Source organism: Xenorhabdus sp. BG5 (genome assembly GCF_015163665.1).
Taxonomy (GTDB): domain Bacteria; phylum Pseudomonadota; class Gammaproteobacteria; order Enterobacterales; family Enterobacteriaceae; genus Xenorhabdus.
In genome coordinates, this window is sequence record NZ_JADEUG010000007.1 from 75,937 (window position 1) to 96,995 (window position 21,059).

At 45.3% G+C, this 21,059-nt stretch carries 17 protein-coding genes; 6 read left to right on the top strand and 11 right to left on the bottom strand.

The annotated features are described in order from the left end of the window. The first annotated feature begins 17 nt into the window (after positions 1 to 17). Both dtd and fabY read left to right on the top strand, forming a co-directional pair. Entirely contained in the window at positions 18 to 455 is a 438-nt protein-coding gene (dtd, locus tag IQ209_RS05865; RefSeq protein ID WP_193849857.1) for a D-aminoacyl-tRNA deacylase, read from the top strand. Between the two features lie 26 nt (positions 456 to 481). After that, a complete protein-coding gene (gene fabY, locus IQ209_RS05870) occupies positions 482 to 1,399 on the top strand; it encodes a fatty acid biosynthesis protein FabY (protein WP_193849859.1) in 918 nt (305 codons plus the stop codon). Here the strand turns inward: fabY and IQ209_RS05875 are convergent. Both IQ209_RS05875 and IQ209_RS05880 read right to left on the bottom strand, forming a co-directional pair. Next, positions 1,389 to 3,104 carry an AsmA family protein gene (locus tag IQ209_RS05875; protein WP_370588402.1) on the bottom strand — a complete coding sequence of 572 codons (1,716 nt, stop codon included), beginning with the start codon at positions 3,102 to 3,104 and terminating at the stop codon, positions 1,389 to 1,391. The genes fabY and IQ209_RS05875 overlap by 11 nt on opposite strands. Before the next feature lie 179 nt (positions 3,105 to 3,283). Then, entirely contained in the window at positions 3,284 to 4,669 is a 1,386-nt protein-coding gene (locus tag IQ209_RS05880; RefSeq protein ID WP_193849863.1) for an NCS2 family protein, read from the bottom strand. Between the two features lie 241 nt (positions 4,670 to 4,910). Here IQ209_RS05880 and gltS point away from each other — a divergent pair, with 241 nt between their 5' ends. Continuing rightward, positions 4,911 to 6,125 carry a sodium/glutamate symporter gene (gene gltS, locus IQ209_RS05885; protein ID WP_193849865.1) on the top strand — a complete coding sequence of 405 codons (1,215 nt, stop codon included), beginning with the start codon at positions 4,911 to 4,913 and terminating at the stop codon, positions 6,123 to 6,125. Positions 6,126 to 6,192: 67 nt separating this feature from the next. On the opposite strand, the gene recG is transcribed toward gltS, so the two are convergent. Genes recG through gmk form a run of 5 tightly spaced genes read right to left on the bottom strand, consistent with a single transcriptional unit; the run spans position 6,193 to position 12,096 of the window. Then, positions 6,193 to 8,274: an ATP-dependent DNA helicase RecG gene (recG, locus tag IQ209_RS05890; protein WP_193849867.1), complete on the bottom strand. Its 2,082-nt coding sequence runs from the start codon at positions 8,272 to 8,274 to the stop codon at positions 6,193 to 6,195. A 22-nt stretch (positions 8,275 to 8,296) separates the two neighbouring features. Next, the gene (gene trmH / locus IQ209_RS05895) at positions 8,297 to 9,004 is read right to left on the bottom strand and encodes a tRNA (guanosine(18)-2'-O)-methyltransferase TrmH (protein ID WP_193849869.1); all 708 of its coding nucleotides are present in this window, start codon (positions 9,002 to 9,004) and stop codon (positions 8,297 to 8,299) included. A 5-nt stretch (positions 9,005 to 9,009) separates the two neighbouring features. After that, positions 9,010 to 11,124, bottom strand: coding sequence for a bifunctional GTP diphosphokinase/guanosine-3',5'-bis pyrophosphate 3'-pyrophosphohydrolase (spoT, locus tag IQ209_RS05900; RefSeq protein WP_193849871.1), 2,115 nt, complete (start codon positions 11,122 to 11,124; stop codon positions 9,010 to 9,012). Between the two features lie 18 nt (positions 11,125 to 11,142). Then, a complete protein-coding gene (gene rpoZ, locus IQ209_RS05905; protein ID WP_074020086.1) occupies positions 11,143 to 11,418 on the bottom strand; it encodes a DNA-directed RNA polymerase subunit omega in 276 nt (91 codons plus the stop codon). Positions 11,419 to 11,472: 54 nt separating this feature from the next. Beyond that, positions 11,473 to 12,096, bottom strand: coding sequence for a guanylate kinase (gmk, locus tag IQ209_RS05910; protein ID WP_193849873.1), 624 nt, complete (start codon positions 12,094 to 12,096; stop codon positions 11,473 to 11,475). 334 nt (positions 12,097 to 12,430) lie between these two features. Here gmk and ligB point away from each other — a divergent pair, with 334 nt between their 5' ends. Next, a complete protein-coding gene (gene ligB, locus IQ209_RS05915) occupies positions 12,431 to 14,209 on the top strand; it encodes an NAD-dependent DNA ligase LigB (protein WP_193849875.1) in 1,779 nt (592 codons plus the stop codon). Positions 14,210 to 14,243: 34 nt separating this feature from the next. Here the strand turns inward: ligB and IQ209_RS05920 are convergent, their stop codons facing one another. Continuing rightward, positions 14,244 to 14,861 (bottom strand): trimeric intracellular cation channel family protein, encoded by a 618-nt coding sequence (locus IQ209_RS05920; RefSeq protein WP_045973134.1) that lies wholly within the window; start codon positions 14,859 to 14,861, stop codon positions 14,244 to 14,246. 135 nt (positions 14,862 to 14,996) lie between these two features. On the opposite strand from IQ209_RS05920, the gene IQ209_RS05925 reads away from it, so the two are divergent. Further along, positions 14,997 to 16,286 carry a DUF3748 domain-containing protein gene (locus IQ209_RS05925; RefSeq protein ID WP_193849877.1) on the top strand — a complete coding sequence of 430 codons (1,290 nt, stop codon included), beginning with the start codon at positions 14,997 to 14,999 and terminating at the stop codon, positions 16,284 to 16,286. Positions 16,287 to 16,364: 78 nt separating this feature from the next. On the opposite strand, the gene IQ209_RS05930 is transcribed toward IQ209_RS05925, so the two are convergent. After that, complete coding sequence (locus IQ209_RS05930; protein WP_193849956.1) at positions 16,365 to 16,709, bottom strand: YceK/YidQ family lipoprotein; 345 nt, start codon at positions 16,707 to 16,709, stop codon at positions 16,365 to 16,367. Between the two features lie 322 nt (positions 16,710 to 17,031). On the opposite strand from IQ209_RS05930, the gene IQ209_RS05935 reads away from it, so the two are divergent. Beyond that, positions 17,032 to 18,693, top strand: coding sequence for a putative transporter (locus tag IQ209_RS05935; RefSeq protein WP_193849879.1), 1,662 nt, complete (start codon positions 17,032 to 17,034; stop codon positions 18,691 to 18,693). Positions 18,694 to 19,047: 354 nt separating this feature from the next. Here the strand turns inward: IQ209_RS05935 and IQ209_RS05940 are convergent, their stop codons facing one another. Then, positions 19,048 to 20,304: a valine--pyruvate transaminase gene (locus IQ209_RS05940; RefSeq protein ID WP_193849882.1), complete on the bottom strand. Its 1,257-nt coding sequence runs from the start codon at positions 20,302 to 20,304 to the stop codon at positions 19,048 to 19,050. A gap of 102 nt (positions 20,305 to 20,406) precedes the next feature. Next, positions 20,407 to 20,997 carry a DNA-3-methyladenine glycosylase I gene (locus tag IQ209_RS05945; protein ID WP_193849884.1) on the bottom strand — a complete coding sequence of 197 codons (591 nt, stop codon included), beginning with the start codon at positions 20,995 to 20,997 and terminating at the stop codon, positions 20,407 to 20,409. Positions 20,998 to 21,059: the final 62 nt, after the last annotated feature.

Below are 21,059 nucleotides of genomic sequence, written 5' to 3' on the forward strand. Positions count from 1 at the left end.
AATAACAGGCAAGAGAAATGATCGCATTAATTCAGCGTGTAACACAGGCAAAGGTTGTTGTTGAAGGTGAGACGATTGGCGAAATTGGACAAGGGTTGCTGGTGTTGCTGGGGGTGGAAAAAGACGATACCCCACAAAAAGCGCAACGTTTATGCGACAAGCTAGTGGGGTATCGGGTATTCAGCGATGAACAAGGAAAAATGAACCTTAACGTTCAGCAGGCTGACGGTAGTTTGTTGGTGGTATCGCAATTTACATTAGCTGCGGATACGCAGAAAGGCTTAAGACCCAGCTTTTCTGGCGGTGCTGAACCACAAAAAGCAGAAGATCTTTATCGCGATTTTGTTGAACAGTGCCGTGCAACTGGTGTAAAAACAGCAACGGGGATATTTGCGGCAGACATGAAAGTCAGCTTGATCAATGACGGTCCGGTGACTTTTTGGTTGCAAGTATGATGTGTTTCAAGAAAGGGGTTGTTTCTATGTACCATCTGAGAGTACCTCAAACAGAACAAGAGCTAGAAACTTATTACCAATTTCGTTGGGAGATGTTGCGTAAACCGCTTCATCAGCCCGTCGGATCAGAGAAAGATGGTTACGATTCGATGGCTCATCACCAAATGGTGGTGGATGAACAGGGTAATCCGCTGGCTGTTGGGCGCTTATATATCAATGCGGACAATGAAGGCGCTATTCGCTTTCTGGCTGTGCATCCTAGTGTGCAGCGAAAAGGCTTGGGTACGCTGATTGCGATGGCATTGGAATCTGTCGCCAGACAGGAAGGGGTGAAACGAATTGTTTGCAGCGCGCGGGAAGATGCGATTGATTTCTTCGACAAGTTGGGGTTTCAAAACCGGGGTTTGATCAATGGTGCCAAGGCGTCGCCGATTAACCATTTCCTCATGATCAAACCGATAATAAGTCTTGATGATATCTTGCACCGTCCTGATTGGTGTGCGGAGTTGCAGCAAGCATGGCATAAGCAAATCCCCTTGAGTGAAAAGATGGGGCTTAGGATCACCCAATATACCGGACAGCGCTTCGTGACGACGATGCCGGAAGCCGGAAACCAGAATCCACATCATACTATTTTCGCAGGTAGCTTATTTTCTCAGGCCACCTTAACGGCATGGGGATTGATTTGGTTGCTGCTACAGGAGCGCCAGTTAGGGGGAGATATCATTTTGGTGGATGCCAATATTCGTTATCGCCAACCGATTACAGGGCGCCCCTGTGCAACTGCGGATTTCAATAATATGAGCGGAGACCTTGCCCGTCTTGCCCGCGGCAATAAGGCGCGTGTAACGATAGCAGTGCAGGTTAGCGGTGAACATGGCGTCGGTAGCGTGTTCACCGGCACTTATATCGTCCTGCCTCCCGAACGTCGTACTAAAGCTTGATTTTTGCGCAGGTTTGGCTCTCCGTAGCAGGATTATCTACGGAAGAGGGTGCTGTTGGGGTACAGCGGCTCGTTGAGATCAAACCTTGCTCAATAGATTGTGACTCTTTGTCCGATGATTTATCTTCAGCAACCAATGTCCCGTTTATTGTTCCCTTCACATCGTCAGCGGAGAGATCTCCCGTGATAGCGAGTGAGAAATTTCCTTCTCCCTGAATCTTAAGCGGTCTCCAACCCCATTGTGGCAAGATGTTCAAATCCGCATTCATGCCTTTGAAACTCAGGTTAAAAGGAGTCTGGGAAGTTTTCTGTTCAGCCGAACCAGTCATTTGCAGCAGCCCTTCACGGGTAAAACCATTTAATTTATCAATGATGACTTTGCCGTCTGTGGCGTGCAGTTGCAGATAAGGACGGGTTATTTCGATTTTGTTAAATGTTCCCGCAGCCGCTTGCAGCGATGCCTGACCATTCCACAATCCCCACTTGCCATTTTTCAAGATATCCATGTTGTCAATATGGGCTGCAAGCGTGGTGAGCTGGAATGGGAAATTGGGATTGGTATCAATCAGCAGCGTATTATTGATAGTAATATCATTAAGTTTTACACCTGAAATCCATTCCGGCGCAGGCTGTTTGAAATAATCGAGCCATGTTGGTGGCAGAGCATAAAGCAGCCCAGTGACAGAACTCTCATTGAGGGTAAGGAGTCGGTTTTTGCGATCCCATTGAGACTGGATATTGAACAACCCTTTTTGATAGTGGGTTGTCAGGTTTGCGATGGTAAAGGTATCACCAGAAAAACGGAATTTTCCAAGTGTGTCGCTGAACTGTGCATTATCTAACGTCATGTTCATCGCATTAAAATCAATCAACCCATCTTCGGCGTTCCAACTGCCGTTGACTAAGCCTAAGTTTTTGATGGTGCTATCCAGATAATCAACAGACCAATTTTGTCCTTGCAGTTTGGCATTAGTGATATTGAGATCTTTGACATACATAGCTGGCAGATGACTGATTTTTTCTTTCAAATCGTCCAGTGTCATCGGTGTTTGCCAGCGAATGTCACTGAGCAGGATATTGTTCCAGCGCCAACTGCCGTCCGGCAATTGCTGACCATCGCCAGAAATGGCGCCTCGCAGAAATGTTGCACCAAAAGAGTCGATAGCCAGGGCTTTATTCTGGTAACTGCCTTGCACAACGGCATTTTCAACAGATATGTCATTTAAGCGGATCGTACTGGCACTGAATTGATATTTTCCATTACCAAATGGGTTACCCACAGTAGGCATCCAAGGTGTAATTCCGCCTGTGATATTCTCCCCCTGGATACGCGTGTTGGGACTCTCTAGCTGAATATTCATCTGGTTCAGTTGCAGGATATCCGCTTGTAAAAGAGGGGGAAGTTGATTTCCAAACAGTAGCAATGTCCCTTGTTGCAATGTCAGACGATGGAGATTTTGGGGGGACAGTAAATGCTGCCATTTGAAATCGAGATTAATGGTATTGGCATTGAGTGAGAAAGGGCTTTGTTTGTCACTAATGCCAATGTGGTTAAGTGATAGGGTAGCAGGTTGCTGCCAGCTATGGCTGATGTTTTCAATATTGACTTGATAATGTCCTTGTTTGCTGAGCCATTGGCTTAACTGTTTGGCTCCCCAATGTGTCTGGGCAACAACATAGATAACTATGATTGCCAAAATTAGCACTAATAGAAGAGTGACAAAAAATTTCCCTAACCACCTCATATTTCACCTCAACAGTGTGACCTTCCAATAGAAGCCCTTTTATGCCGTAAAATAGAGCAGCACTCAATAGATGTTTAAGGCAAAAAAAGAAAACTCCCGCGGGTAAGGCGGGAGAAAAGTATCATACAAAAAACGGCTAACTATTTTTCTTGGGGAAAGATTAGGTTAAGCAGAATGGCCGTTAACCCACCAGCAGCAATGCCTGAAGAGAGTAAGTTTTTCACCCAATCAGGGGCAAACTGTAAAATCAGCGGTTGTTGAGAAACACCTAACCCCACGGCCAGGGACAGTGCGATGATCATAATAGCACGGCGATTCAGGGGTTCACGGGAAACTATCCTGACACCCGACGCGGCGATAGTGCCAAACATCACAATCGTCGCCCCTCCCAGAACAGGCTCAGGAATATGCTGTACAAAACCAGCCACGGCGGGAAACAGTCCCAATAGGATCAGCATTGCAGCAATCATGTAACCGACATGGCGGCTGGCAACACCCGTTAGTTGGATCACGCCATTGTTCTGGCCAAAACAGGAATTTGGAAACGTATTGAACACGGCTGAAACCATAGAATTAAGACCATTTGCCAGCACACCGCCCTTGATACGTTTCATGTAGAGTGGGCCGCTGACAGGCTGTTCGGAGACATCGGAGGTTGCTGTGATATCACCAATCGTTTCCAGTGACGTCACCATAAAAATCAGAATCAGTGGGATCAACAGATTCCAGTCAAAAGACAAGCCATAATAGAGTGGAGAAGGAACCGTGATAATTGGTGCATCTTCTTTTGGTGTTGAAACGGGTAACATATCCATGTACCAGGCCAGCAGATAACCCACTGTCATGGCGATGACCAGAGATGCGACACGCAAGTAAGGGTTATTTTGGCGATTCAGCAATACGATAACCGCAAGAACAGTTCCAGCGAGCAGCAGATTTTCAGGTGCGCCAAATGTGCCGTTTTGAATCGCAGAATAACCACCCCCAATCGAAGTTAATCCCACTTGAATTAACGATAAGCCAATAATCATCACCACGATACCGGATACCAGAGGTGTAATGATCCGTCTTGCCAAATGTAATACTCGTGAGAGCAGCACTTCCGTCATTGAGGCGAGCATCAGTGTACCGAACAAAGCTGCCATCATAGTTGGAATATCCGCACCGCCATTTTTCAACGCCAGGCCGCCCATAATCAGTGGGGCAACGAAATTAAAGCTGGTGCCCTGAATTGAAAGCAACCCAGAGCCAATGGGTCCCCAAGAGCGAATTTGAATAAGTGATGCCAAGCCTGAGGCAAACAGGGACATACTGATAATGCGTTGGGTATCCTGCTCTGGCAGCCCCAGAGCCTGGCAAATCAACATGGCTGGCGTAATAACAGCCACAAACATGGCCAGTAAATGTTGGCATGCAGCAAATAAGGCGTGTGGAAGCGGTGGCTTATCTTCCAGACGATAGATCAATTCGTTGTTTGATTTATTGGGAACTTCTGATGAATTGGATTCACGGGGTAAATTGACCATGTTGTGAAATTCCAGATAGACAAAAAGCGCATTTTAATGATTCTCATCACTAAAGCAATCGTTTGCGTTAAATTTTCATCATGAATTACGGCTTAATCCCGTCACATTTTTAAATGTTTTAACTTGTGTTTATGAGTAATTTTATTTCTAATCCAACCCTTACCTGCTCTTGGCGTTTTTATAGGATGATTATAACGTCACATTAAATTCACATAATATTAACAATGGATGAGGTACATCGATGTATCATCTGGATATTTATGGCACGCTCGTTGCTGCCACACTGGTTTTGCTACTAGGAAGAAAACTCGTACAATCAGTCCCATTCCTTGAGAAATATACGATCCCTGAGCCAGTCGCAGGTGGCTTATTGGTTGCGTTAGTTCTGCTGGCAGTTAAACAATCTATAGGTTGGGAAGTCAGTTTTGATTTATCTCTCCAAGAGCCTCTCATGTTGATGTTCTTTGCCACAATCGGCTTGAACGCTAACCTTGCCAGCCTGAAAGCAGGCGGAAAATCTTTGGTCATTTTTGTCTGCGTGGTTGTTGGCCTGTTATTTGTACAAAACACCGTTGGCATCGCCTTGGCGAAAATGCTTGGCCTTGATCCATTAATGGGATTGCTGGCAGGCTCCATTACACTATCTGGCGGGCATGGAACAGGTGGCGCTTGGGGTAAGTTATTCACTGAGCGCTATGGTTTTGAAAATGCGACGGAAGTGGCAATGGCATGTGCAACATTCGGCCTGGTTTTAGGTGGCCTGATTGGTGGTCCGGTTGCCCGTATGTTGGTGAAAAATACCAAAACGCCAGGGTTGGGGGCTGAGGATACCGAGCTGCCGACGGCATTTGAGAAACCTTATACGGGTCGGCTTATTACACCATTAGTGATGGTGGAAACTATTGCTATGGTTTCCATTTGCTTATTGGCAGGTAAGTTTATTGAGAAACTGCTACAAGGCACGGCCTTTGAATTGCCGACATTCGTGTGTGTTCTGTTTGTTGGTGTTATTCTTAGTAACGGCTTATCGTTGCTTGGTTTTTATCGGGTATTTGACCGAGCGGTGTCGGTCTTGGGTAACGTCAGTTTATCGTTGTTTCTGGCAATGGCTTTGATGAGCCTGAAACTGTGGCAACTGGCTTCCCTTGCGCTGCCAATGTTGGTCATTCTTGCCGTGCAGACTTTGGTTATGGCGTTGTATGCTGTTTTCGTTACTTACCGGATCATGGGCAAGAATTTCGATGCGGCAGTATTGTCAGCCGGCCACTGTGGTTTTGGCTTAGGTGCAACACCAACAGCCATAGCGAATATGCAAGCGATCACTGACCGCTTTGGGCCATCACATGTGGCATTCTTACTCGTACCTATGGTGGGGGCATTCTTTATTGATATCGTTAATGCTGCCGTCATCAAATTGTATCTGTTATTACCGATGTTCCCATCTATAGCAGGTTAAATTAATACATTTTTGTCTCGCCTGATATCTTGGCGAATATGCCGCTGAAATACTCAGCGGCTGGAACTTAAGCATGGCTATATTGGGAACTATCCGGCAACCAGCGCTCAATCAGCGCTTTGGCGTGTTCAGGATAGTTCAGCTGGATATAGTGGGCAATACGCTGAACTTCAGGCAGCATACTTTGGTCTCGCAATAAATCCGCGATCCTGAATTCTGCATTACCTGTTTGGCGTGTCCCCAGCAGTTCACCTGGCCCGCGGATCTCTAGATCTTTCTGAGCAATCACAAAACCATCATTACTGTTCCGTAAAACTTGCAGGCGAATTTTGGCTGTATTGGTCAGTGGGGTTTTATAAAGCAGGACACAATGAGAAGCAATGGCCCCTCGCCCGACGCGCCCTCGAAGTTGGTGCAACTGGGCCAACCCTAGTCGTTCGGGATTATCGATGATCATCAGGCTGGCATTGGGTACATCCACTCCGACTTCAATGACCGTAGTGGCAACCAGCAATTGTATTTCACCTTGCTTGAACGCCGCCATAACAGATTGTTTTTCTGCTAGTTTCATTCGCCCATGCACTAAGCCAATTTTTAATTCAGGCAATGCCAGTGTCAATTCTTCACTGGTTGCCTGTGCGGCTTGCGCTTCCAGTACCTCAGAATCTTCGATCAGAGTACATACCCAGTAAGCCTGACGACCTTCATCCAGACAGGCGCTTTTGATACGTTGAATAATGTCGTTCCGGCGAGTATCTGGGATGGCAACCGTTGTGACAGGCGTTCGACCTGGTGGCAATTCGTCAATAACGGAGGTATCCAGATCGGCATATGCGGTCATTGCCAATGTGCGTGGAATAGGGGTTGCTGTCATGATCAATTGATGGGGATGGAAGCCTTGTTCTCGCCCTTTTGCCCATAATGCCAGACGTTGATGAACACCGAATCGATGTTGCTCATCAATGATAACCAGTGCCAATCCGGCAAATTTTACCTGCTCCTGAAACATGGCATGAGTACCGACAACCATTCTGACTTGTCCGCTTGCTATCGCCTCTTGTTGCGCCTGACGCGCCTTGCCTTTCTGTTTGCCAGACAACCAACCAACCTGAATATCGAGCGGTTCAAGCCATTGGCGGAAGGTATTGGCATGTTGCTCTGCCAAAAGTTCAGTTGGTGCCATCAGAGCCACTTGCTTGTCGTGAACAAGGGCTCGAACGGCTGCTAGTGCTGCCACTAATGTTTTCCCCGAACCGACATCCCCCTGTATCAGACGCATCATGGGGACATCTTTTGCCAAATCATGTTCTATTTCTGCCACGACACGGGCTTGTGCGCCTGTGGGTGAGAATGGTAACTGGCTCAGAAGCTTCTGTTTCAGGGAATCATTTGCCGTTAGGGGGTATGCATGAAAGCGCTGGGTTCCAGCCCTGACTGCCAGCATACTTAAATGATGCGCCAGCAACTCTTCCAGAATCAACCTTCGTTGGGCTGGATGTCGGCCATTCTCCAGATCGGTCAGAGAAGTATTCGGTGGGGGATGGTGCAATGTACGCAGTGCATCGGGCAGGCTGATGATCTTCTGGCTGAATTCTTTCGGCAGCAATTCATTGATGGCGCAGGTAGCCAATATTTCCAATGCCTGATCGATTAACTTGCGCAGCGTTGTCTGGTGAACACCCTCGGTCGTGGGATAGATGGGGGTTAATGTCTCTTGCAGTTGGATGCGGTTGGCATGTTGCTGGATTTTATATTCAGGATGGATAATCTCTGGCCCTTGATTCCCGCGACGAATTTCGCCATAAGCAACAATGTGCTTTCCTGCGGCCAGACTATTTTTCATGGTGGCAGTAAAATTGAAGAAACGCAGGGTCAATATGCCTGTGCCATCACTGATTTGGCAGGTCATGATGCGCCGACGTCCAAAAGCTACATTGGTGCGTAATATTTCACCTGTTACCGTAGCATGAATGCCGGGCAGTAACTCATTAATGGCATACAGGCGGGTTTGATCTTCATAGCGGAGAGGGAAGTGCAAAAGCAAATCCTGTAGATTGACCAACCCTAACTTAGTGAGTTTAGTGACCTGATTGGCTCCAACGCCACGTAACGTGGTTAAGGGGATAGTATCAAGTAGTTGGCCTTTCATACGATTTCTCCGTCAGTGTGATTTATTTCCTTGCTGATGGTACAGTTATTTTTTGCATAGCTGACCACCATGATTCACTTGCTATGATTTGACCTTGTTTATCTATCAGGGGTTGTTCCAGGCCCTTACGGCGAGAAACGGTAGCCAACACGGGATATCCTCCTTCGAACAGTAACCTTTGCTGCTCTTCTTCTGGCAGAATGTTTTTTTCCCGTTGGTACATGCCTGCCAATTGGCGCTGCCGTTGCGCTTCATACAGAATCAAGGCGGACGCGACAGAGACATTCAGTGACTGCACCATACCTGCCATCGGAATAATGATATCCTGATCTGCCAAAGCGATGGCTTGTTTCGAAATACCTTTTTTCTCCTGCCCCATAATGATGCAGGTAGGTTTAGTGTAATCAATTTGACGGAAATCGACGGCCTTATCAGAAAGATGAGTTGCCAGTACTTGCATTCCATCAGATTTAAATTGGTGAATAGCCTGTTCAATTGTGGAATGCGTTTTCACTTGAACCCAGCTATTGCTGCCCGCTGCCGAAGAGAGTTGGGTTCTTAGTTGCTCAGTAGGCCAGATAGCATGGATTTGGTGAATACCCACAGCATCCGCTGTACGAATAACGGCGGATACGTTATGGGGCTTGTGGACTTCTTCTAAACAGATTGTCAGGTCAGGTTGACGCATTGCCATCATCTGGCAAATACGTGCGTAACGTTTAGGATTCATAACCTCTAGTTTCGGTTACGGCTGACTCGCATCACGTCTGGCATGATACGTATCTTACGCATGATATTCGCCAGCTGGATACGGTCTTTGGTCGTCAGCCTGATGAAAGCACAATAGACACGGCCATCTTTTTCCTCTGTATTCATGCTTTGAATATTGGAGTTTACATCGTTAATGGCAGCAGTCAGATTTGCCAATGCCCCCTGATGGTTAAACATATCGACTTTAATTTCAGCAATAAAATCGCTATTGATATCTTTATCCCACTCAACAGGCATGAATTTTTCCGGTTCTTTCTGATATCCACGGATATTGCGACAAGATTCGTGGTGGATTACCAAACCTTTTCCGGGGCTGATATGGGCAATAATCGGGTCGTCTGGAATTGGGCGACAACATTTAGCAAAAGTAATCAAAATACCATCAGCGCCCTTGATAGGCAGCTTACGGGAAGGATTGCTGTTGTTGTTCGGTACTTTCTCCGGTGAGCCCAATAATAAGTTGCGGGCGACAACCACACTCATGGCATTCCCCAAGCCGATTTCCGCCAATAAATCATCCAAAGCAGCAAGCTTCATTCTTGCCAGCTCTTTGTTGATATTTTCTTGTGGAATATCGACAATTTTCGTGCCGTTACCGAGTGCATGATTAAGTAAACGGCGCCCCAAACTAATGGAATCATCCCGTTTCAGGTTTTTCAGTAGCTGGCGAATTTTGGCGCGCGCTTTAGAACTAACGACAAAGTTCAGCCATGCAGCATTAGGGCGAGCTCCTGGCGCAGTAATAATTTCGACCGTTTGCCCACTACTAAGCGTTTGTGAAAGGGGATAAGGCAGCCGATCAACACGTGCACCAACACAAGCATGGCCGATATCGGTATGGACGGCATAGGCAAAATCGACAGGGGTTGCGCCAGCCGGTAACTCAACAATGCGTCCTTTGGGGGTAAAAACGTAAATCTCATCAGGAAATAAATCAGATTTAACGCTTTCAATAAATTCAAAAGAGCTGCCGGCACTTTGCTGGAGTTCCAGCAAGCTTTGCATCCAGCGCTGGGCACGAACCTGCGCAGTCGTACCGGATTCCCCTTGCTCTTTATAGGCCCAGTGTGCGGCAACCCCCATTTCCGCCATTTGATCCATATCTTCGGTGCGGATCTGAACTTCGACGGGTACCCCATGCGGGCCTATCAGGGAGGTATGGAGGGATTGGTAACCGTTGGCTTTGGGGATGGCAATATAATCTTTCACTCTGCCAGGGCGTGGCTTATACAAACTGTGCATTTGCCCCAATACGCGGTAGCAGGTATCAAGATTATTGACGATGACACGAAAAGCGTAAATATCCATGATGGAATGGAACCGCTGCTCTTTCAGACGCATCTTACGATAGATAGAGTAGAGATGTTTTTCGCGGCCACTGACTGTGCATTTGATACCGGCATCCGTTAACCTGCCTTCAATCTCCGACAGAATTTTCTGGATCATCTCTTTGCGATTACCGCGAGCGGCTTTCACAACTTCTTTAATTACGCGATAACGGTTTGGATACAGGGCCTCAAACCCAAGTTCTTCCAGCTCGGTTTTTAGGTGATGAATACCCAGACGATGAGCCAGTGGACTATAAATTTCCAGTGTTTCCCTGGCAATGCGCCGCCGTTTATCGGGGCGCAGGGAGCCAAGGGTTCGCATATTGTGCGTACGGTCTGCCAGTTTGATCAAAATGACGCGGATATCCTGTACCATCGCCATGATCATTTTGCGGAAGTTTTCAGCCTGTGCTTCCTTTTTGTCACGGAAGTTCAGTTTATCCAGCTTGGATACACCTTCCACCAATCCGGCAACGGCTGTGCCAAATAACTGTTCTATATCCTGAAATGTTGCAGGAGTATCTTCAATGACATCGTGCAAAAGTGCCGCCATCAGTGTTTCATGGTCAAGGCGCATTTCAGCCAGAATACAGGAAACGGCGACGGGGTGAGTGATGTATGGCTCACCGCTGGAACGGGTTTGCCCTTCGTGAGCATCCCGCGCAACCACATAGGCCTGTTTAAGCAGATCAATTTGATCTCCAGGCAAATATTTCAGAACCAGCTGATTCAGGCTTTCAAACAGGTACAAGGCAGACCTACCGTAAAATTAACGACGACCTTCAGCGATGGCAGAAACGGCTTTGATTTCTGCGGCTTCTTGTTCTTGCTGTTCCTGGCGCTCACGAACATCGAGAATTTTGTTGTTAATGAGGCCTTGCTCGATTTCACGCAGGGCGATAACAGTCATCTTATCGTTTTCTTCTGGAACAAGGGGATCTTTGCCACCTACTTGCAATTGGCGTGCTCGGCGAGCAGCGACCAACACCAGGTCAAAACGGTTACCAATTTTTTCTACTGCGTCTTGAACAGTTACGCGTGCCATATGTGTGCTACTCCACAGATAAATAAATGACTGGGCATAATACTGAAATTGGGTTCAGTCTGCCAATAATTTGCTGATTAAGGCATCATGCCGCTGGGTCTGACGATCTAATCGTAGACGCTCTGAACGAATAATAGATTGTAAATCGGCCAATGCCGTATTGAAATCGTCATTGATGATGACGTAATCATATTCGTTGTAATGTTCCATTTCCGCGACAGCTTGAGCCATTCGTTTAGCAATGATTTCTTCGCTGTCCTGACCGCGCCCACGCAGGCGTCGGAGCAACTCTTCCTTAGACGGTGGAAGAATGAAAATGCTGCGAGCTGTTGGCATTTTCTGGCGGATTTGCTGTGCACCTTGCCAGTCAATATCAAGAAAAACATCAACGCCACTGGCGAGTGTATCTTCGATGACTTTTCGGGATGTGCCGTAATAATTACCAAAAACACAGGCATATTCCAAAAATTCATCATGGTTGATCATATTTTGAAATTCATCCACCGTGACGAAAAAATAGTGTTCACCATGATTTTCGCCTGGGCGAGCTTGCCGTGTTGTATGCGAAACAGAAACCTGGGTGTCATACAAGGGCTGGGTTTTTAATAAAGCCTGAATAAGGCTTGATTTGCCTGCTCCACTCGGCGCAGAAACAATATATAACGTTCCTTGGTTCATGATGATTTCTTGACTGATTGGATATAAATAAATGCAAGCGTAGGAATATAAGATCCCACATAGTATACACGGATACGTTAATCCATGCAGCGCTACAATACATGCCAACAGGTATTTCACCAAAATATTTTCTTAACGAACGGGCATTAATGAGATTTTTTGCGAGACATTTTCAGCAAAAATAGTCGGTTGCAGAAATTACACATTTATTTTTCGAAACTTCTCGCAAACTTCTTTTTTGCCACTTGGTAAAAATTCTCCAGCTTTTTATTCTCTGCCCGTGTCTTGGCAATCAATTTTTAGGAAGCCGTTTTAAGGAAACCAAGGAGCAGGGATGCTTAATTTTCTCATCAGTTTTTTAATGACAATATGGATATTGCTATCAGGTATGCCAATGGCATTTGCAAACAGGGTTCAGTGTCCTGACTGGCCACAAGAAAAATTTCAGCATGAAATTAGGCGCCTGACACAGCAGGTGGCTAAGTGGGATCATCTATATCGTCAGCAGGGAATGAGTGAAATAGATGATGAAATTTACGATCAATTATTGGAAACCTTGAGAATTTGGCAAAGTTGTTTAAATCACGGGGCAGACAGCGCTTTACTCTCTGTTAGCTCTGTTGTCGACACTTCCGTGATTCCTGTGCTCTCATCTGAACAGTTAGGGAAACAGCTTCATCCTGTCCAGCATACAGGCTTGCATAAGTTGAAAGGAATACAGGAAATTAGCCCATGGTTACAGGGGCGAACAGGGGTGTGGCTGCAACCTAAAATCGATGGTGTTGCGGTTACTTTGGTGTATGAAAAAGGTCAATTAGTGCAGTTAATCAGCCGTGGTGATGGTATTGAAGGAATAGACTGGATGGATAAAAGTGCGTTTATTCCCAGTATTCCTAAGCGGATTAAAAATGCCCCTGAACATTTGGTATTACAAGGTGAGCTTTTCTGGCAGCAGGAACAGCATCGTCAGTTTGTTGCGGGGAGTCAGGGGGCGCGCAGTAAAGTTGCGGGCTTAATGATACGTAAAACCCCAGCACCGGAGCTGAAACAAGTGGGTGTTTTTATTTGGGGCTGGCCGGATGGGCCAAATGAAATGGCGGTAAAACTGGAAAATTTGGCAGTAATGGGTTTCCCCGTCACGCAGCAATATAGCCATCCCATTGCCACAGCAGAAGAGGCCGAAAAAAGATGGAAAGATTATTTTGTCCGGCCTCTCCCTTTTGCTACGGATGGTGTTGTGTTACGCCAAGAGATTGAGCCAGCAGGCCGACAATGGCGGGCCGGATCAAACAGTTGGGCGATTGCATGGAAATATCCACTGCGGCAGCAAATGACAACTGTAAAAGATGTTAATTTCACAATAGGCCGGACAGGGAGAATTTCCGTTGTATTAGAACTGGAAAAAGTAAAACTGGATGATAGACAGGTAACTCGAGTCAACATCGGTTCGATCAAACGTTGGACGCAGTGGAATGTCTATCCTGGCGATAAAATTACGGTGGCGCTGGCGGGGCATGGTATACCTAAACTCGATAAGGTGGTGTGGCGTATGACGGAACGCCCTGATATTCAGCCACCTAATGAGCAGGATTATCATTTCTTGAGTTGCCTGACATTCGAACATCAAAATGAAACTAATGATGATCATTATTGCCAGCAACAGTTTATCGCTCGCCTGACATGGCTTGGGGAAAAATTGAAAATGAAAGGCATTGGACAAGGAACGTGGTCAGCGTTGGTAAAACATGGGCTGGTGGCAAATTTAACGGCTTGGCTGAATTTGGATAAGGAACAGCTTGGGGCAGTGACCAATATTGGAACTAAGCGTGCAGAATTGATCTTCTCCCAATTTCAACAGGCAAAGTTACAGCCACTTTCACTATGGTACGAAGCCATTGGCCTGCCTTATGCCAGGCACTTTACGGATGAACAAGCAGATAAACTGGGATGGCAGTGGGAAACGATATTATCCGACGCAAAGGCGAAACACGCATTAACAGTGAAAAAAAGAGAAAAAATCTTGGCCTTTTTACAACATCCTGAGGTTAAGGCGGTAATTCATATTTTGTCTTTACGGGATATTGAGAATAAACAAGAGATATTAAGTGAATAGGGGCAGAAGGTTGCCCCAGCGATTCAATATGGTATCAGTGGTCTGTGCCGTCGTAATTGAAGATAGGTAATCCAAGACGATAACGAATGGCAATCAATCGTGCAGCGAGTCCCGCAACAAGCGTAATCAATATAACGCTGTTCGGGGGTAATGGCGTATGCAGTAAGGCAATATAGAGCCAGGCGGCGGCAAAAGAGACACCGGCATAAATCTCTTTTTGGAATACCAAGGGGATGGTATTACAAAACATATCGCGCAATACGCCACCAAAAACGCCAGTGATGACGGCGGCAATGGCGGCAATAATCGGGCTGTAATGCATATCCAACGCGATTTGTGCACCTATGATGGAGAAGACGATTAAGCCAATGGCATCAAGAATAAGAAACAGACGGCGTAGATGTTTCATCATGGGAGCAACCCAGATAGTGAGCACAGCAGCACAGGCAACGGTCACTATATATTCTGGATTTTTTACCCAGCCAAGGGGATAGTGCCCCAAAATAATATCACGGACAGTGCCACCACCGATGGCTGTCACGGAAGCAATAATGATAACGCCGAATACATCCATTTTTCGACGACCTGCGGCTAAGGCGCCTGTCATGGCTTCAGCCGTAATACCAATGATATAAAGGACACTGAGTAACATAAGTTTAATTACATTAAATATAACGTAGAAGTAAAGAGTACTGTTGGAATAATAACGTCTCGACTGAAATTTTTTAGCCGAATTTGAATAAAATTAGTTTTTATTATCCGAAACCTCGCAAAATAGGGCAGTAAAATGGTTTTTAAGGAACGTCAGATTACATTCGATAGTCGTAGCCATCAGATAACTAATATAAATGTTTGGACGCCAGACAGCCAATGGTTGGTATACGATGTTCGTCCCGATGGTGCCTCTTTTACCGGTTTAACGATAGAAAAAATTCATGTTAATCATGGACAAACTGAAATTATTTATCAGGCAAAGGATGGCGCTCATGTCGGCGTGGTGACTGTGAGTCCGCAAGAGCCCGTTCGTTATGCCTTTATTCATGGCCCAGAAAAACCAGATGCACAGTGGCAATATGATTTTCATCATCGCCGTGGTGTCATGGTTTCCGATATACAGCCAAATGTGGCAATCAACATTGATGCCATGGATATCACTCCACCTTATACCGCTGGTGCTTTGCGCGGTGGAACACATGTCCACGTTTTCAGCCCCGATGGCAGTCGTCTGAGTTTTACCTACAATGATCATGTGATGCACGAGTTAGATCCTGCGTTTGATTTACGGAATGTGGCGGTGGCTATCCCGTTGCGAGCGGTCATGCCAGCCAAAAAACATCCAAGGGAATATGGTGGTAGCTATTTTTCGGTTGTGGTTAGCGAGACTACGGCCAGCCCGCGTTCCGGCAGTGATGACATCAATCGAGCTTATGAAGAAGGATGGATTGGGCAGCGAGGATATCGCAAAGATAATGGTCAATGGCAACGTTGGGCACTGGCTTTTATTGGGGATACATACGCCACCAATGGCGAAAAAATACCGGAAATTTATCTCGTTGATCTGCCAGAAAACAACGATGAATATGCCATTGCGGGCGGCCAACCTTTGGCTGGTACAGAAACAACATTACCGACACCGCCTGCGGGAGTGAAACAGAAACGCCTGACTTTTACGCACGATAATCGCTGGCCGGGAGTGGTGAATGTTCCACGTCATTGGTTAAGAACATCGCCAGATGGCAGTAAAATCTGTTTTCTGATGAAAGATGAAAAAGGGATTGTCCAGCTATGGTATATCTCACCAAATGGTGGTGAGCCAATGCAGATAACTTACAGCAAGAACAGTATACAATCCGCATTTAGCTGGGATAGTCGTGGGCGGTTTATTGCCTGTGTTTGTGATAATAGTGTTGTACTCTGTGATAGCCAGACTGGAAAAATTCAGCGTTTAACGGAGCGCACTGATGATGCACCTTCGGCTGATGCAATAGTGATATCACCGGATGATCGCTATGTTGCTTTTATGCGTGATATTGACGGTTACCGACAACTATTTGTGGTGGAAACAGAGATTATCTGAAAACAAATAGAGCAAAATGGGCATTGCCGATTAATGGTGATGCCCGATAACACGCTAATATCGCCTATAGTTCTTATTCTAAGTATCGTGGTCTATATCTGGTGTAGGCAGTATGACGATTGGCTTTTTATCGAGCTGCTCTATGCGATGTTTGGGGGATTGCTCTGCACTATCTTGATCGGAACGAGCATAATCGTAGGGAAGCAGAAGCGTGTCTAAGAAGGCAGAAAACGGCAGGTCGATTGCAAGCAACGGTTTCATAAGCCATCCCGTTTTGTCATCTTGCAACATGCCAATATTGGCTTTTGCTCCAGAATAATAACCTTGATAGGGACCGCTGTGGGTCATGAGGCTGGAACAGCCAGTAAGTAGTAACCATCCTAATGTGGTACATAGTAATAGAAGCACTTTACAATTTTTCATCGTTTCCATGATCTCAATGAGTTAATTTGCCAATGTCCAGATACTTTATTCGCTATTAACGCCACTTTTCCAAAGCACGGCAGGTATTTTAAAGCTGTTTACCCTTTAATGCTGTTTATATTTTAATACTATTTACTATAGTCAGGTAATATTCAGTTTGCTATAGCTTTTATCGTTAAAAAGCACTCAATATGTGGTTTAAAACACATAACTTACAGTTAATTCCTGCCAATATTTAATTGGTGGTAAGCCATCATTTATGGGTGACAAGGGAAAATGATCAATTTTCCGAACGATTAACCTTTGGTAAAGGAAGCAGGTTATGAGTGATATTGCATTGACAATGAGCTTGCTGGCGCTATCTGCTGTATTGGGGTTATGGATAGGTAACTGGCGAATACGGGGTATTGGTCTTGGAATTGGTGGGGTTTTGTTTGGTGGGATTATAGTTGGTCATTTTGCCCAGATGTATTCTCTGTCTCTCAGTCATGACATGCTGCATTTTATTCAGGAATTTGGCTTAATTCTTTTTGTTTATACTATTGGTATTCAAGTTGGGCCGGGCTTTTTTTCTTCCCTGCGGGTTTCTGGCCTTAAATTAAATGGTTTTGCTGTCCTGATTGTTATTATTGGTGGATTAGTTGCTGCAATTATTCACAAATTGTTTGATGTTCCTTTACCCATTATTTTAGGTATTTTTTCCGGTGCAGTGACAAATACGCCTTCTTTAGGGGCAGGGCAGCAAATTCTGGCAGATTTAGGATCTGATCTTTCACTGGTTAGCCAAATGGGTATGGGATATGCGATGGCTTATCCTATGGGAATTTGCGGTATTTTGCTGGTTATGTGGTTGGTTCGCCTTTTTTTCAGAATCAGAATTGAACAGGAGGCTAATTCGTTTGATAACCAAAACAATCAGGGGCGAGAACTGCTCCAGACAATGAATATCGCTGTACGTAATCCAAATTTGAATGGATTAATGATACAGGACATTCCGTTGCTTAATAATAATGATGCAGTGGTATGCTCCCGCCTAAAACGGCAGGATTTGTTGATGGTTCCCCAGCCAACTACCGTGATTCAGAGTGAGGATCTGCTGTATCTGGTGGGGCAGCGGGAAGCGTTGAATCAAGTCAGGCTGGTCATTGGGGAAGAGGTTGCTGTTTCCTTGTTTACTGCCAGTGATATTTTTCAATCCGTCAGGGTTGTGGTGACGAATGATGAAGTATTGAGCCAGAGGCTTGGGGCGCTCAATTTAAAACAGAAATATGATGTTGTTGTCACACGCCTTAATCGTGCAGGAATTGAACTGGTTGCCAGTAATAATGCCAGTTTACAGTTCGGCGATATCCTGAACATTGTCGGTCGTTCTGAAGCTGTAGAAGCTGTCACAAAGCTTTTGGGTAACTCACAGCAAAAACTCCAGCAAGTTCAGATGTTGCCTGTATTTATTGGAATAGGGTTAGGGGTTTTATTAGGCTCGATTCCTCTGTTTATTCCTGGTTTTCCAGCTGCGTTACGTTTGGGATTAGCGGGAGGGCCTTTGGTTATTGCGTTAATTTTGGGACGGATTGGCACGATCGGTAAACTTTATTGGTTTATGCCTCCCAGTGCGAACCTTGCATTACGCGAACTGGGGATTGTTATGTTTCTGGCGGTGGTCGGGTTGAAATCTGGCGGTAATTTTATTAATACTCTGGTGCATGGCGAAGGGCTGGCATGGATTGGTTATGGAGCATTGATCACAATAGTCCCCCTGTTAGTTGTAAGCCTGCTGGCACGTGTTGTTATAAAAATGAATTATCTCAGCTTATGCGGGGTGCTGGCAGGTGCCATGACAGATCCTCCAGCCCTGGCTTTTGCGAATGGAATTCATAGTACCAGCGGGGCTGCGGCGTTGTCATATGCGACAGTTTATCCATTGGCAATGTTTTTAAGGATTATGTCTCCCCAAATTTTGGCCGTTATTTTCTGGGCCTTATGATTTAGTTCATTAAGTATATTTGTTTGATTCATTAAATGTGCTTTAGATCACAGAATGCTACCCAATTGTCTTAATTTGGCTTCAATTTGAGATAGTAGAGGCAGTTTAAAGTAAAAAATCCCTGCTTATTCAATTCATTAGAATAATATTTTCATGGTTAAATATACGCAGTTCAGGGAAGGTATAAAAACAGGGAGTGTTTTCCTTTCCTATTGTGTGTGAAGAATTCTTTTGGGATTCTAATAACTACTGTCCTGTTCGCAGGTAAAAGTCCTCGTTATCATCTTGCTCCCTCCCCCTAAAATGAGGGAGCTTTTTTTTATTTTATTGCTAAGGGCAGATTGTGATGCAAGATCAGTGTCCTGCTTCTTGATGTGCTATCTCAATCTCTTCAGACAGAATACGAATACCTTCTTCGATCTTCTCAATATCAGGAACATAGTTCATTCGCATACATTGATGGGCATGTGGCCAATCGTGTTCCAGTCCCGGAAAGAAGAAATGTCCCGGCACCATTAGTACTTTGCGTTTCTTCAACCGCTGATAAAGCTCTTCTGTCGTGATGGGCAAGTCTTTGAACCAGAGCCAGAGAAATATAGCCCCTTCCGGTTTATGGATAAGGCAGCGATCTTCCGATATATGGCGCCGAATGATGGTAATCACGTTATCTACCCGCTGCTTATAAAATGGTTGAATAACATTTTGTGACAGGCGTAAGAGATCGTTGCGCTTAATCATTTCCAGGGCGATAGCCGGCCCAACACCCCCAGGAGCCAGGCTAATAATGCCATTCATATTGCTGATAGCACTAACAATTTTTTCATTAGCGATAATAATACCGCAGCGGGAACCTGGCAGGCCCAGTTTGGACAGACTCATGCACAAAATAATATTGTGATTCCACAGCGGGGTAGCGTCGCTGAAAATAATACCAGGGAATGGCACACCGTAGGCATTGTCTATCAATAAGGGGATTTGGTGCTGTTGAGCCAGGCTATCCAGGCGCAGTAATTCTTCATCGGTGATCACGTTGCCTGTTGGGTTGGTAGGGCGAGAGACGCAAATCAGGTTAATGTCTTCGGTAATATTCAGGTGATCGAAATCGACGTGGTATTTGAATTGGCCGTTGGGCAGTAATTCAATATTCGGCTTATTAGCGACAAATAATCCTTCATCCAAACCTGAATCCGAATAGCCAATATATTCTGGAGCAAGAGGAAACAAAACACGCTTCATTGAGCCATCATCAGCGCGACCTGCCAGTAAGTTAAACAGATAGAAAAAGGCGCTTTGGCTGCCATTAGTCAGGGCAATATTTTGCGGGTGGATGTCCCAACCGAGCTTTTCTCTTAGCTCTTGGGCCAGCGCCGTTATCAAGGTGTTTTTCCCTTGTGGCCCGTCATAATTGCATAGGGTTTCGCTTAATTGACCGTCTAACGCCATGTCAGTCAATATCTGCTGGAAATACGCATCCATTTCCGGGATATGTGCAGGATTGCCACCGCCTAACATAATTGCACCAGGCGTTCTCAGACCTTGGTTGAGATCATTCATCAGACGGGTAATTCCCGAATCTTGTGTAAATTTGTTACCGAATTGCGAAAATTTCATAGTGGCGTTTGCGTCTGTTTTTGTATGAGAAGAAAACACCATACTCTGCTCATTACTAGGGTGCAATGGGGTAAAAGTGGTATTTCTGCTTATTTTTATACATTAATTTAAATTTTTCATTACAGTAACCGATTTTCGACACAAACAATTTACGAGGTGATCATTTACCAGGCCCGCTGCTTGCATAAACGCATAACAAGTGGTACTGCCAATAAATTTAAATCCCCGTTTTTTCAGTGCCTTTGCCAGTGCATCGGAAGTTGCAGTTTTGGCAGGAATTTCTGATAAATCTTGCCAGTGATTAATTTGTGGAGAGTTATCAACGAAACGCCAGATAAAAGCGCTGAAATCTTCACCTTGTTCAGCCATTTTTAGGTAAGCGCGGGCATTGTGAATAATGGCATTGATTTTGCTACGATTACGCACGATAGTTGGTTCTTCCATCAGTCTTCCAACGTCTGTTTCATCCATTTTGGCTATTTTGACCGGATCAAAATGATGAAAACATTTTCTATACCCTTCCCGTTTTTTCAGGATAGTGAACCATGACAAACCCGCTTGTTGTCCTTCCAGACAAATCAGTTCAAAAAGTTGTTGGCTATCTCTTAAAGGGGTGCCCCATTCGTTGTCGTGATAGGCCAGATAATCAGAGTCGGATGTTACCCAACCGCAGCGCGTTATTTCCTTGCTCATGAACTGCACTTACCTCAGATAATAGTTGATAATGACATCAATGTTAGCTGTATAAATATACA